The sequence below is a fragment of the Bradyrhizobium sp. 195 genome, assembly GCF_023101665.1.
Taxonomy (GTDB): domain Bacteria; phylum Pseudomonadota; class Alphaproteobacteria; order Rhizobiales; family Xanthobacteraceae; genus Bradyrhizobium.
Genome location: NZ_CP082161.1, coordinates 1,995,430 through 2,007,948 on the forward strand (window position 1 = coordinate 1,995,430; position 12,519 = coordinate 2,007,948).

A 12,519-nucleotide genomic window follows, 5' to 3' on the forward strand; every position below is an offset into this window, starting at 1 on the left:
CTCAGGCTGCGGTCGCCGAGGGCGCATCGGACGGCGCTGCCTCTGGCCGCACGCCCTTGCGCCAGTCGGTGATGGTGCAGCCGAACCGGCCGCGGAACCAGCGCGCCATGGCGCTCTGCGCGGAAAAGCCAAGCTGCACCGCGATGTCGGCCAGCGGCCGGCCGGGGTCGTCGATCAACTGGGTCACGAGACCCGCGCGTTGCGCATCCAGGATGGACGAGAAGCTGGTGCCTGATGCGGCGAGGTGGCGGTGGATGGTGCGGCGGGTGCAGGCGAGATGCTCGGCGACGCGCTCGACCGTGCAGTCGCCGTTGGCGAGCAGGGTCCGCACGACCTCGTCGACCTTCCCCTCCCAACTCGCGGGCCGTGTCTCGATCGCCTCGATCCGCTTGCGCAGATAAGTCGCGATCAGGGGATGCGCGCTCGGGATCCGGCGCTCCATGTCGTGCGCCGACAGCAGGATCGCATCGTCCTCCGCGTTGAAGGTGACGCGGCAGCCGAAGAAGTCGCGATAGCGATTGCGATCGCGCGGCGGCGGATAATGCAGGTGGACCTCCTGCGGCCGCCAGTCATGCCCGTACAGCGACTGGATGATGCGGTGGACGCTGCCGAGCGCCATGTCGATCGACTGGCGCGGCGCGATCGGCTGACGGCCGCGCAGGTGCAGCGTGACGGTCACGGTCTGCTTGCCGCGCGCAACGCCCAGCCGCATGCCGTCATGATGGATATGGATGAAGCGCGAAAACGCCTCGATCGCCTCGCCGACGGTCGCCTGTTCGCGCACGATCAGGCCGACCGCACCGAAATTGGTCAGGCCGCCGCGCTCGGCGAGACGCAAGCCGAAATCTTCGGCGCCGGACGCCTCTGCCGACAATTCGAGCAGATGGCGCAGGCCGGCGACGGCAATGGGGGTGTCTGGCTTGTCGAGGCAGGCCAGCGGCAGCCTGGCCTTGCGCATCATCTGTTTGGGATCGAGCCCGACCGACCGGGCGATCTCCGGGTAATAGCTCAAGCCTGCGCTGCGAACGAGGTCGGTCATGCGAACCGTTCCTGCCAGCCATTCCCGCAGATGTCCCGAAATGTAAAGTTTCTGTCTCGATCCGTCAAATCCAGGAACCGGGCGAAACATACATAGGGGAAACCGAAGCACTGGCGTGAATGCCGTGCTCACGACGTCGCGCCCGGGTGATGGAGCCCGCCGCCGTCTCGGGCCATTTGACCAAGACATTGCTGGATCGGGATTATGCCGGGAAACACGCTTTCCAAGGGTGAGGTATTCGTCATCGATACCGACGCTGCCTCCCGCGAACAACTTTCGACTGCGCTCCAACAGAGCGCCTACGACGTGATCTGCTTCGCTGACGGTGCGTCTCTGTTGTCCGAGGCAAAGGCCCGGATGCCGGCCTGCGTGCTGATGGAGCTGCCGCCCGATCGCTCGGGCCTCGACATGCTCAGGCGGCTGCGCGAGGAAAACTGCATGGCGCCGGTGCTGGTGACCTCGGCGAATGGCAGCATCGCCATGGCGGTCGACGCCATCAAGAGCGGCGCGGCCGACTTCATCGAAAAGCCGTTCCGCACCCACGATATCGTCGGCCGGATCGATGCCGCCATCGATGAATTCGCGCAGCCCGGCGCGAGCCGGCAACGCTGGCTGGCCGGTTGCGAGCCGCTGACAGCGCGCGAAGTCGACGTGCTCGAGCACCTTGCCGCCGGCCTGACCAACAAGGAGATCGCGCGCCGCATGCATCTGAGCGCACGGACGGTCGAAGGCTACCGCGCCGGCATCCTGAAGAAAGCCGGCGCGAAGAACGTGACCGATCTGCTGCGGCGCATTTTCGGCCAGGGCTCGCCAACCCAGGCGTGAGGACTGCCGCGGCACTGTCACACGTTCCGCGGCCATGGTGCCGCCGCGACGGCGCCCCACGGAAACCCCAATCGAACCGGTTCCTTCCCTGCCGCGTCCAACCATGTTGGCGAGGCATTTGATCGCGTGCGTCCGGCTGGCGGCGCGGCGATACCGGCAGGAGGGACTTTATGCGCATCACCGCGAGATGTTTGGCGACAACGAGCCTGGTTCTGGTGACCATGGCGACGGCATCGCCGTCATGGGCCGCCGAATTGGACACCAATTCGGCGATCGACACCGTCACCGTCTATCCCGATGGCGCCACAGTCACCCGCATCATCACCGTCGACCTGCCATCCGGGGACTCGACGCTGGTCGCGAAGGACTTTCCTCTGGCCCTCGATACGTCCTCGATCCGGGTCGAGGGTGAAGGCGGAGCCAAACTCACCATCGGCACGATCGATGCGCGGCCGCCGCGCGCGGCGCCGGTCAACCTCCCCGAGCTGGAAAAGCGGCTCGAAGCCCTGAGCGACCAGCGCGCCGACCTGCAAGGCGCGATCGACTCGGCCAATGCCCGCCGCAAGTTCGCGGAGCACTTTGCAGAAGCCGCCCCCGTCGGCATCGGAGAGAAGGGCGAGGCGCGGCCGATTGCGGAATGGCGCACGGCCTTTGCCGCGGTCGGTGAGGAAATTGCGAGCGCCGATACGGCCATCCGTGACGCGACGCGCAAATTGCGCGAGATCGATCGTCAGATCGCCCAGCTCGAAGCCGAGCGCAAGGCCAAGCCGGCGAGCAAGCTCGAGGTTCGCATGGACATTGCCGCGCCGGCCGCGACCAAGGCGACGTTGCGGGTCACCTACAATGTGCGCAATGCGCGCTGGATGCCGCTCTACGACGCCCGGCTCGACACCGGCGCCAAGGACCGCAAGGCGCAACTGGAGCTGGTCCGTCGCGCCGAGATCACGCAATCGACCGGGGAGGATTGGTCCAACGTCACGCTCGGCGTCTCCACGGTTCGCATCAGCCGCGGCGGCAGCGCGCCGGAGCTGGGCTCGCTCGTGGCGCAATATCCGCAACCGCAGAGGCCAATGGCACTCGGCACGGCCTCCGATCTGGCGCGGCCCGCGCCGATGACGCGTCAGGCACAATCGCCCGCGATGGCCAAGGTCGCGGAGTCGGCCGAGCCGCGTGAACGCGCCGACGAACAGCAGGCCGTCGCCGAGATCGGCGACTTCCAGGCCACCTTCAAGATTCCCGGTCGCGTCAGCCTTGGCGCCGCCGAGGGCGCCAAGAGCCTGCGCATCGCGGTAATGACGGTGCCGGCCGATCTCGCTGTCCGCGCTGCGCCGGTGTTGGATCCGACCGCTTTCCTCGAAGCCAGCTTCAAGCAGACGGATGACACGACGCTGTTGCCGGGCAAGGTCGCGATCTATCGCGACGGCGTCTTTGTCGGTCGCGGCAAGATCTCGGCCTCTGCCAAGGACGACATCGTGCGGCTCGGCTTTGGCGCCGACGACAAGGTCCGAATCGAGCGCGCCGTGCTCAAGCGCAACGAAGGCTCGGCGGGCCTGCTGGTCACGACGTCCAAGACCGACGAGCGTTCGTTCAAGACCACCATCCGCAATGGTCACGACTTCCCGATCAAGGTCGCGATCGAGGATCAATTGCCGGTCAGCGAGAGCGAGGACATCGTCGTCGAGATGCTGCCCGCGACCACGCCGCCCACAGCAAAAGACATCCGTGACAAGCGCGGCGTGCTGGAATGGTCGTTCGACGCCAAGGCCGGTGAGGTCAAGGACATCAACTTCGCCTGGCGCATCCGCTGGCCGAAGGACAAGGGCATGGTGATCGTGCCGGCGGGGTAGGTTGCCGGCCACGAACGAGGTGTGCCCCCTCGCCCGCTTGCGGGGGAGGGGGCACACCTTCACCGCGGCGGCATCGCCGCCCGCATCGATTGCGGTAGCACATACGGCACGCCGTCAGCCTGATGTACGACGGCCTCGATCTCGAAGATGTCGCGTATGGTCTCGCGGGTGACCACATCGGCGCGCGAGCCGTCTGCGGCGAGCTTGCCGCCAGCCAGCACGACGAGCCGGTCGGCGAAACGGATGGCGAGATTGAGGTCGTGCAGGATCGCGATGACAGCCGTGCCGCTGCCGGCGCGGCGGCGGGCGGCTTCGACGAGGTCGATCTGGTGACGCAGATCGAGGCTCGAGGTCGGCTCGTCCAGCAGCAGAAGTCCCGGGCCATGCTCGGCTTCGCCGCAGGCGAGCTGCACCAGGACGCGGGCGAAATGGACGCGCTGCTGCTCGCCGCCTGATAGCGTCGGCAATTGCCGTTCGCGGAAATGTGCTAGCCCGACCTCGTCCAGCGCAGCATCGACGAGCGGTCCAGCCTCGCGCGCGCTGCGCTCGCCTGCGCCCATCTGCACGATCTCCTCGACGGTGAAGGGAAAGGTGACGTTGATGTGCTGGGACAGCATCGCGCGGTGCGCGGCGAGCTCCCGCGGCGTGAAGCTGCTGATGTCGCGCTGCTTCAGGCGCACCTCGCCTGCGCTCGGCCGGAGATCGCCGGAGAGCAGCCGCAGCAGCGTCGATTTGCCGGCGCCGTTCGGGCCGATGATGGCGACCATCTCGCCGGCCGCAACCGTCAGGCCGACCCCATCGAGCAGCGTAGCGCGGCCCGCGCGCTTGTTCAGGGATCGCGCCTCGATCACGGCATTCATAGCGAGGCGAGCCCGCGCTGCCGCAACAGGATAAAGAGGAAGACTGGCGCGCCGACCGCCGCGGTCAGGATGCCGATCGGCATCTCCGCCGGCGCCACGATCGTGCGCGCCAGCGTGTCGGCGCCCACCATGAGGATCGCGCCGAGCAGGACCGAAGCCGGCAATAGCAGCCGATGTGTCGGTCCAATGACCAGGCGCAAGAGATGCGGCACGACGATGCCGACGAAGCCGATGACGCCGCTGATCGACACCGCGACGCCGGTCATGGCGGAGACCATGACGATCGAGATCCGCTTGAGACGCTCGACATCGACCCCGCCGTGGAAGGCGTCGGCCTCGCCGAGCACCAGGAGATCGAGACCGCGTGCGATGAAGGCGCAGGCGGCAAGCCCAATGATGAGGATCGGCGCCAGCACCGCGGCCTTGGTCCAGGTCACGCCGCTCATCGAGCCCAGCAGCCAGAACGTGATGTCGCGGAGCTGGCGGTCGTCGGCGACGAATACCAGAAGCCCGATGCCGGCGTTGGCGATGATGGCGACGCCGGCGAGCAGGAAGATCGCGATCGAGGTGCGACCCGATCGGCTCGAGATGCCGTAGAGGATTACGGTCGTGGCAAGGGATCCGGCGAACGCCGCGAGCGGCAGGAGCTCGGTCTGGAGAAAGCGCAGCGTCTCGCCGAAGCGCGAATCGGTGAAAACGATTGCGCTTGCGGCTGCGAGTGCGCCGCCGCTGGAGACGCCGACCAGCGCGGGGTCGGCGAGCGGGTTACGAAACAGTCCCTGCATGATCGCGCCCGCCGCAGCGAGCAAGCCGCCGATCATCGCGGCCGCTGCGATCCGGGGGATGCGGATCGACCACAGCACGAGCTGGTCGCGGGTCGTCATGGCCGTGCTCTCGCCTGATAGCCCGAGCGCGGCAGGCAGGCGGGAGAGCGGAATGCCGGCGGCGCCGAGGGTCAGCGCGACGATCGCGGTGACCGCGAGCACCGCGATCAGGAGCGGAATCGCGAGCGATGCGGACCGTCGTCTCGCGCTGGCGCGTCGTTCCGGGCTGCGGGCCTCAGTTCCGATCGCCACGCTCATTGCCGGCAATTCGCCGTCGACAGCGCCGACGCGAATGCATCGCCCCGTTCAGCCAAGGCGGGATAAAGCTTTGCGGAGAGATCGCGCGCCGCCGCCGCGGTCCGGGGTCCGAAGCCAAGCAGATAGAGCCCATCCATGGTGATGAAGCTCTTGTTGGCCGCGACCGGCGTCAGCGCAAAGCCGGGATGGGCATAGATCGCGTCGGCCTGCAGCGAGTCCTTGCCGCGTTCGATCGACAGCGCGACGTCGGGTCTTGCCGCCGCGATCGCCTCGTCGCCGATGATCTTGTAGCCGTCGAAATCGTCGACGGCGTTGGCGGCGCCGGCGAGCTGGATGATTTCGTCGGCCGCCGTCTTGTGGCCGGCCACCATGGCCCGCCCGTTCTGGAGCGACATCACGAACATTACGCGCACCGGCTTGGTCACCTTGGCGCGCAGCGTTCGGAGTTGCGCAAGATCGACGCCGACTGCGGCGCTCAGGCACTCGGCGCGTGCGTCGACGCCCATGGCATGGCCGACGAGTCTTATCTTCTCGATCAGGCCGTCCTCGGAGAAAGTCTCGGGCACCAGCACCAACGGCACTTTCGCCGTTTCCAGGATGTCCATGGTCTCGCGCGGACCCGAGCCCTGGATCGCCAGGATCAGGGTGGGATTGAGACCCAGCACGCCTTCGGCGGAGATCTGGCGCATGTAGCCGACATTGGGTTTGTCGTGCAGCGCCGCCGCTGGATAAAGGCTCGTGGTGTCGACCCCGACCAGCCGGTTCTCGAGCCCGAGCGCATAGAGGATCTCGGTGATGGCGCCGCCGATCGAGACCGTGCGTGCGAAATCGGTCACGGCGACGTCGCGATTGCGCGCGTCATGCACGGTGATGTCGGCGGCGTGCGCGGCAGACCCGAGCGCGATTCCGCTGCAGAGCAGGAGGTTGGCGAGGGTGCGACAAAATGTCATTGCGGATTACTTCGTCAAGATCAGCTTGTTCTGCGAGGTAAGGCGAAGCCGATAAACGTCCTCGCCATGCGCGATGATGATCTCGCGCTCGGCCGCAAACAGCTCGCGGCTGTCGATCCGGGTCCCACGCATGGTGAGGGTTCTCGTTGTCGCAGAAGGGCTTCCTGCCGACTCCGCCGCGCCGCCGTTGCCGTCTCCGGACATTGCTGACATGTGAGGTGTGATGCGCTTTCGAAATCCTGGAGTGCTGCCTGTTTGTATAAGCGGCACGAAGCGCATTCCAACGGCTGCAATTTACAATCGATATAAACTGCAACCTGATGTCATTGACCGTCAGAGTGTTGCCACGTAACCAATTATGGCCGTGGGGAACATGCCCGGCGCCTTGAGAAATTAGCCAGCCAGCCGTTCGCGTTGCGAACGCACGCCAGCCAGAAGACTCCAAATTTTGAAGTGAAGTGCAGGCTGGGGCTGAAATGGCTGACGGGGCTAGGTATTCGCGCGCCCTGATTTTGGGCGCGTCGGTGGTTTCAATTGCGTCAATGATGACGGAGAGCGGTCTTGCGCAGACCGCCGAGCCGCAGGCCGAAAGTGCGTCGTCGGAACGGCCGAAGCAGGCGAAGCGCAAGCAGTCCAAGCCACAGGTGGCGCAGCAGGCAACGCCTGAGGTCTTGAACGCCAGAGCGCAGGCCGGAGCTGCGCCTGTGCAAACGCTCGACACCATCACGGTCGCAGCGACGAAGACCAAGGAGCGCGCGATCGACTCGCTCGCACCGGTCAGTTCGATTTCGCTCGACCAGATCCAGGGGCTTCAGCCCAACCGGTTATCGGGTATCTTCTATGCCGTGCCCGGCGTGTCGTTCCAGGAGCGTGGCGACGATCCTGCGACCGTCATCAACGTCCGCGGCTTGCAGGATTTCGGTCGCGTCGCGGTGGTCGTCGACGGAGCCCGGCAGAACTATCAGCGCACCGGGCACAACGCCAACGGCTCTTTCTTCCTCGATCCTGAACTGATCGGCGGCGTCGACGTCGTGCGCGGTCCGACCGCGAACATCTACGGTTCGGGCGCGATCGGCGGTCTCGTCTCGTTCCGTACCAAGGACATCAATGACGTGCTGCGCCCCGGCGAGCGCTGGGGCGTCGATCTCTCCGGCTCCTACGGCTCGAACAACAATCGCGGTCTCGGCTCGGTTTTCGGCGGCGTGCGTGCCACGCCCGACGTCGATATCTTCGGCGGCGCGGTCTATCGCACGCAAGGCAATTACAAGGACGGCAACGGCACCGAGATCGGCAACACCGGCAATCAGGTCGAGGCCGGACTGATGAAGCTCACGGTGCGGCCGGCCCTCGGTCACGAGGTCAAGCTCGGCGCCGTCTTCCAGGACTATCAATACGACATCGGTCAGTTCAACCGCGGCCCGGTGGCAACGGCGGCACAGCGCGCGCTCTATCAGGGCTCTTCGATCTATGCCTCCGACGCCAAGAACTACACCGGCACCATCACCTGGAACTATTCGCTGCCAAGCGACAATCTGTTCGATTGGCACATGTCGGTCTACGGCAATCGTGTCGACAACGACCAGACCAAGACCTATCACTACTCGACCGGGGGCGCGGCCTATTGCGGCGTAGGCAATTTTGGCAACAACATTTCCGGCTGCGTCGGGGACAAGCGTGGCTATGTGCTGGACACCGTCGGCATCGATGCCAACAACACCACCCGCTTCAATGTCGGCGATTGGCGTAACGCGCTGACCTGGGGGGTCGATGCATTCCAGGACAACGTGAAGACCACTGACAGCCGCGGCAACTCCAACATCACCACGCCGAGCGGCATCCGCACCGTGTCGGGCGGCTTTCTCCAGTTGAAGCAGAATTACAGCACCTGGTTCGAGGCGGTGAGCGCGATCCGCTATGATCGCTACGATCTGGACTCCGGCAATACACAGGCCGGCGGCGACCGCTTCTCGCCGAAGATCACCCTCGGCGTGACGCCCGTCCCGGGCTTCCAGCCCTATGTCAGCTACGCCGAAGGCTATCGTGCTCCCTCGATCACCGAGACGGTGATCTCCGGCGCGCATGCGACCGGTGGCGGACCGGCCTTCTTCCCATGTCCTGACGGCACCGTTGGTCTGTTCTGCTTCCTGCCTAACCCGAACCTGCGTCCGGAGGTCGGCAAGAACAAGGAAGTCGGCTTCAACCTGAAGTACGACAACATCTTCAGCGCCAACGACTCCTTCCGCGGCAAGATCAATCTTTTCCGCAACGACGTTTCCGACTACATCGACCTCGTCGCTTCGGCGCCGGTCGCGGTGCCGCCGTTCGGCTCGTTCAGCCAGTTCTACCAGTACCAGAACATCGCCAATGCCCGCATCCAGGGCTTCGAGATGGAGACGATGTACGATGCCGGAGATTGGTTCATCGGTGTCGCCGGTCACTACATCCAGGGCAAGAACGCTGTCACCGATGTCGGGCTTGCGACCATCACACCGCGCAAGGTCGTCACGACCGGCGGCGTCCGTCTCCTCGATCGCACCCTGATCCTGTCGGCGCAGTGGGCCTCGTTCGGCGCCAACAACGACGTGCCTGCCGGCTATCTGCCCGCGACCGGCTACGAGTTGGTGAACCTCTACATGACCTACAACGCGACCCGGGACGTCGTGTTCACCGCTTCGATCGACAATCTCTTGAACCAGTACTACCGGCCTTACGCCATTCCCGGCAGCTCGACCGACGGCACGTCGCAGAACGACGTGCTGTGGTCAGCCCCGGGGCCGGGCAGGGTCTACAAGGCCGGCATGAAGATTCACTTTGGAGGTGCGTAACGCGCATCGCAACATTACCAACTTCCGCCGGGCCGCGCTGATGCTCCAGCGTGGCTTCGGCGCGTTTCATTTTGATCAGAAGGAGTGACTTTTATGTTCATCGCCATGAATCGTTTCCAGGTGAAGAAGGGCGCGGAGACCGCGTTTGAAACCGTCTGGGCCACGCGCGAATCCTATCTCGGCAGCATGCCGGGCTTCGTCGAGTTTCATCTGTTGAAGGGCCCGGAGGCCGAGGACCACACGCTCTATTCGTCGCACACCAGCTGGGTCGACAAGGCGGCGTTCGAGGCCTGGACTCGCTCCGAGGAATTCCGCCGCGCTCACGCCCGTGCCGACAACAGGACCGGCGAGAGCCTGTATCTCGGCCATCCCAAGTTCGAGGGCTTTGAGGTGATCCAGAGCGAGCGCAACGCCGCGGCCGCTTAAGTCAATGGCGCACGAGAGGAGCCGGACATGTTGAGCACCGATCTCGCCGATCTCAAGGCGTATATGGCGGACAATCCCGGCGCGGTGATCGAGGACGTCGCGCGTGAGCGCAACGTCACCTCGCGCGCGGTGGTCGAGGCGCTACCATCCTCCATGGTGCGCATCGGTGGCGGCGAGCACTTCGCCGCCGCCATGCAGGACATCGCAGCGTGGGGGGAGGTCACGCTGATCGTGCACACGGATGATGCGATCTTCGAGTTCACCGGCGCCATTCCCGCGGGCGGGATCGGCCGCGGCTATTTCAACCTGATGCAGCCGAAGGGATTGCACGGCCATCTCCGCCACGAGCGTTGTGCGGCCGTGGCCTTTGTCGAGCGGCCCTTCATGGGCAAGACCTCGGCCTTCGTCGCATTCGTGAACGCCGATGGCGGCATCATGTTCAAGGTCTTCGTCGGCCGCGACGAGACAAGGGCGCTGCGGGCGGATCAGCTGGTGCGGTTCCGGCAGCTTGCTGACCGGATCGCGGCCGCGCCCGCGGAATAGCTCGCTTCAATCTGTCGGGAGATCAGGATGCAGAGCAATTTTGGGCTTCGGCATGTGATCCTAACAATCGCGCTGGCGCTCGCGCCGACACCGGCCCTTGCGGTCGACGAGGCCCTGCTGCCGCGCAATCTGTCGCCCTGGGGCATGTTCCTCGGCGCCGACATCGTCGTGAAGACGGTGATGATCGGGCTTGCCCTCGCCTCGCTGGCGACCTGGACCGTGTGGCTCGCCAAGACCATCGAGCTCCGTCGCAAGGGCGCGCTGGCCTTGCAGCGGACGCGCGCGCTCGAAGGCAATATCAAGCTGACAGAGGCGGCCGAACGGGCTGGCGATGCGCATGATGCGGTCGCGCAGCTCATCCGGTCCTGCGCGAAGGAGGCGGAGCTGTCCGGCGGCGTGCTCGACGACGGCCTGCAGGAGCGGGTGGCGCTGCGGCTCGAGCGGGTCGAGGCGGCGATGTCGCGGCAGATCGCGCGCGGCACCGGCGTGCTCGCGACCATCGGCGCCACCGCGCCCTTCGTCGGCCTGTTCGGCACGGTCTGGGGCATCATGAACGCCTTCATCGGCATCTCCGAGAGCCACACCACCAGCCTTGCGGTGGTCGCGCCTGGCATCGCAGAGGCGCTGCTCGCCACCGCGCTCGGTCTCGTCGCGGCGATCCCGGCGGTCGTGATCTACAATCACCTCGTCCGCGGCATCGCCAATTACCGCGCACTGCTCGGCGACGCCTCGGCTCAGCTCATGCTGCTGGTGAGCCGCCAGCGCGACCACAGGGAATTCCGCCTGGCGCGGGCGGCGGAGTAGAGCCATGGCCGCAAAGCTAGGCGCATCGAAGCTCGGCTCGCGTGGCAGTCCTGACGATCTCGACGTCACCCATGAGATCAACGTCACACCGTTCATCGACGTGATGCTGGTGCTTCTGATCATCTTCATGGTGGCGGCCCCGCTCGCCACCGTCGATATCGGCGTCGAGCTGCCGGCGACCGCGGCCGAGCCGGCGCCGCGGCCGGACAAACCGGTCTTCGTCACCGTCAAGCCGGACCTGTCCGTCGCAGTCGGCGAAGACGTCGTCGCTCGTGACGCGCTCGGCACCTCGCTCGCTGCCGCCACCAAGGGCCGCAAGGACGAGCGCATTTACCTGCGCGCGGACAAGGCCGTGAGCTACGGCGATCTGATGGAGGTGATGAACGCCTTGCGCAATGCCGGCTATCTCAAGGTTGCGCTCGTCGGCCTCGACGGACGCAGCTGATGGCCGCCGCGAACGCGTTTGCCCTGCACGAGCCGCTCAGTGAGAGTGAGGGCACGCGCTGGGGTCTGTCGGCGGCGGTGATCGTGGTGTTGCATATTGCAGCCGCGCTGCTCGCGGTGAACTGGCTGAAGCAGGTGCCGGACGAAGGCGTCAACATGCCGGCGATCCTCATCGACATGACGCCGGAGACGTCGGCACCGCAGTCGACGCCGCTCGACATCGCACCGGGACCGATGATGCAGCAGGCGGACGCTTCGCCGCCCGAGCCGGTTCAGCAGCAGGCCGTCGAGGAGATGATTCCGCCGACACCGCCGCAGGAGAGGCCGGATGTGGTGGCGCCACCGGAGCAGAAGCTCGAGCCGAGCCCGCCCAAACCGGAGCCTGCGAAGGTAGCGCCCGTGGAGAAGCCGGTCCCTGCCAAGCCCAAGGTGGTGCGCCCCGACGCCCGGAAGCCGTCGGATGCGCCTCCCGCACCCCGGACCAGCGCACCGCCGCGTGCGGAGCGCGAAGCACCGCTAGCCTCCGCCGTGAACGCGGGCTCGATGGCTTCTGCAATGGCGACCTACTACCAGAGAGTTCGCGCGCACCTCATGCGCTTCCACCAATATCCGACAAGTGCGAATGGCGAGAGGGGCGTGGTCAAGGTGAGCTTCACGCTCGGCCGTGGCGGCCAGGTGCTCTCCAGTCGCCTCGGCGGCTCCTCGGGCGTCGCAGTGCTCGATGCGCAAGCCATGGCCATGGTGCGCCAGGCCCAGCCATTCCCACCGGTGCCATCTGAAATCACTTATGCGACGATTCCCATCAATGTGGGCGTAGCGTTCGGTAAGTGAACCATCGACCAACTCCTCCCCCGCGCCAAGCGGGAGAGGAGCA

13 protein-coding genes are annotated in these 12,519 nt (G+C 65.8%); 8 read left to right on the plus strand and 5 right to left on the minus strand.

Annotated elements, in window-relative coordinates:
• Position 1: 1 nt before the first annotated feature.
• Complete coding sequence (locus tag IVB26_RS09220) at positions 2-1,039, minus strand: AraC family transcriptional regulator (protein WP_247971376.1); 1,038 nt, start codon at positions 1,037-1,039, stop codon at positions 2-4.
• Positions 1,040-1,243: 204 nt separating this feature from the next.
• Here IVB26_RS09220 and IVB26_RS09225 point away from each other — a divergent pair, with 204 nt between their 5' ends.
• Together IVB26_RS09225 and IVB26_RS09230 are read left to right on the plus strand one after the other, a co-directional pair.
• Positions 1,244-1,864, plus strand: coding sequence for a response regulator transcription factor (locus IVB26_RS09225; RefSeq protein WP_247971377.1), 621 nt, complete (start codon positions 1,244-1,246; stop codon positions 1,862-1,864).
• A 170-nt stretch (positions 1,865-2,034) separates the two neighbouring features.
• The gene (locus IVB26_RS09230) at positions 2,035-3,711 is read left to right on the plus strand and encodes a mucoidy inhibitor MuiA family protein (RefSeq protein ID WP_247971378.1); all 1,677 of its coding nucleotides are present in this window, start codon (positions 2,035-2,037) and stop codon (positions 3,709-3,711) included.
• Between the two features lie 59 nt (positions 3,712-3,770).
• Here IVB26_RS09230 and IVB26_RS09235 read toward each other — a convergent pair whose 3' ends face one another.
• Genes IVB26_RS09235 through IVB26_RS09250 form a run of 4 tightly spaced genes read right to left on the minus strand, consistent with a single transcriptional unit; the run spans position 3,771 to position 6,816 of the window.
• Complete coding sequence (locus IVB26_RS09235) at positions 3,771-4,571, minus strand: heme ABC transporter ATP-binding protein (protein ID WP_247971379.1); 801 nt, start codon at positions 4,569-4,571, stop codon at positions 3,771-3,773.
• Positions 4,568-5,653, minus strand: coding sequence for a FecCD family ABC transporter permease (locus IVB26_RS09240; RefSeq protein ID WP_247971380.1), 1,086 nt, complete (start codon positions 5,651-5,653; stop codon positions 4,568-4,570). Before IVB26_RS09240 ends, IVB26_RS09235 begins: the two co-directional genes overlap by 4 nt.
• The gene (locus IVB26_RS09245; RefSeq protein ID WP_247971381.1) at positions 5,650-6,603 is read right to left on the minus strand and encodes a heme/hemin ABC transporter substrate-binding protein; all 954 of its coding nucleotides are present in this window, start codon (positions 6,601-6,603) and stop codon (positions 5,650-5,652) included. Before IVB26_RS09245 ends, IVB26_RS09240 begins: the two co-directional genes overlap by 4 nt.
• A 6-nt stretch (positions 6,604-6,609) precedes the next feature.
• Positions 6,610-6,816 carry a hemin uptake protein HemP gene (locus tag IVB26_RS09250; RefSeq protein ID WP_458309361.1) on the minus strand — a complete coding sequence of 69 codons (207 nt, stop codon included), beginning with the start codon at positions 6,814-6,816 and terminating at the stop codon, positions 6,610-6,612.
• A gap of 263 nt (positions 6,817-7,079) precedes the next feature.
• Here IVB26_RS09250 and IVB26_RS09255 point away from each other — a divergent pair, with 263 nt between their 5' ends.
• The 6 genes from IVB26_RS09255 (at position 7,080) to IVB26_RS09280 (ending at position 12,476) form a co-directional block, all read left to right on the plus strand.
• Positions 7,080-9,428 carry a TonB-dependent hemoglobin/transferrin/lactoferrin family receptor gene (locus tag IVB26_RS09255; protein ID WP_247971382.1) on the plus strand — a complete coding sequence of 783 codons (2,349 nt, stop codon included), beginning with the start codon at positions 7,080-7,082 and terminating at the stop codon, positions 9,426-9,428.
• A gap of 93 nt (positions 9,429-9,521) precedes the next feature.
• On the plus strand, positions 9,522-9,854 hold the full coding sequence (locus IVB26_RS09260; RefSeq protein ID WP_247971383.1) for an antibiotic biosynthesis monooxygenase family protein: 333 nt from the start codon (positions 9,522-9,524) through the stop codon (positions 9,852-9,854).
• A gap of 27 nt (positions 9,855-9,881) precedes the next feature.
• A complete protein-coding gene (gene hutX, locus IVB26_RS09265) occupies positions 9,882-10,397 on the plus strand; it encodes a heme utilization cystosolic carrier protein HutX (protein WP_247971384.1) in 516 nt (171 codons plus the stop codon).
• Between the two features lie 27 nt (positions 10,398-10,424).
• Complete coding sequence (exbB, locus tag IVB26_RS09270; RefSeq protein ID WP_247971385.1) at positions 10,425-11,201, plus strand: tonB-system energizer ExbB; 777 nt, start codon at positions 10,425-10,427, stop codon at positions 11,199-11,201.
• Positions 11,202-11,205: 4 nt separating this feature from the next.
• Positions 11,206-11,646: a TonB system transport protein ExbD gene (gene exbD / locus IVB26_RS09275; protein ID WP_247971386.1), complete on the plus strand. Its 441-nt coding sequence runs from the start codon at positions 11,206-11,208 to the stop codon at positions 11,644-11,646.
• Positions 11,646-12,476 (plus strand): energy transducer TonB, encoded by an 831-nt coding sequence (locus IVB26_RS09280; RefSeq protein ID WP_247971387.1) that lies wholly within the window; start codon positions 11,646-11,648, stop codon positions 12,474-12,476. Before exbD ends, IVB26_RS09280 begins: the two co-directional genes overlap by 1 nt.
• Positions 12,477-12,519 lie beyond the last annotated feature (43 nt).

Coding starts and splice junctions, on each gene's coding strand:
- IVB26_RS09240 (WP_247971380.1), bottom strand. CDS start 5,653: ATGAGCGTGGCGATCGGAACTGAGGCCCGCAGCCCGGAACGACGCGCC.
- IVB26_RS09255 (WP_247971382.1), top strand. CDS start 7,080: ATGGCTGACGGGGCTAGGTATTCGCGCGCCCTGATTTTGGGCGCGTCG.
- IVB26_RS09220 (WP_247971376.1), bottom strand. CDS start 1,039: ATGACCGACCTCGTTCGCAGCGCAGGCTTGAGCTATTACCCGGAGATC.
- IVB26_RS09230 (WP_247971378.1), top strand. CDS start 2,035: ATGCGCATCACCGCGAGATGTTTGGCGACAACGAGCCTGGTTCTGGTG.
- IVB26_RS09280 (WP_247971387.1), top strand. CDS start 11,646: ATGGCCGCCGCGAACGCGTTTGCCCTGCACGAGCCGCTCAGTGAGAGT.
- IVB26_RS09245 (WP_247971381.1), bottom strand. CDS start 6,603: ATGACATTTTGTCGCACCCTCGCCAACCTCCTGCTCTGCAGCGGAATC.
- exbB (WP_247971385.1), top strand. CDS start 10,425: ATGCAGAGCAATTTTGGGCTTCGGCATGTGATCCTAACAATCGCGCTG.
- IVB26_RS09250 (WP_458309361.1), bottom strand. CDS start 6,816: ATGTCAGCAATGTCCGGAGACGGCAACGGCGGCGCGGCGGAGTCGGCA.
- IVB26_RS09225 (WP_247971377.1), top strand. CDS start 1,244: ATGCCGGGAAACACGCTTTCCAAGGGTGAGGTATTCGTCATCGATACC.
- IVB26_RS09235 (WP_247971379.1), bottom strand. CDS start 4,571: ATGAATGCCGTGATCGAGGCGCGATCCCTGAACAAGCGCGCGGGCCGC.
- hutX (WP_247971384.1), top strand. CDS start 9,882: ATGTTGAGCACCGATCTCGCCGATCTCAAGGCGTATATGGCGGACAAT.
- exbD (WP_247971386.1), top strand. CDS start 11,206: ATGGCCGCAAAGCTAGGCGCATCGAAGCTCGGCTCGCGTGGCAGTCCT.
- IVB26_RS09260 (WP_247971383.1), top strand. CDS start 9,522: ATGTTCATCGCCATGAATCGTTTCCAGGTGAAGAAGGGCGCGGAGACC.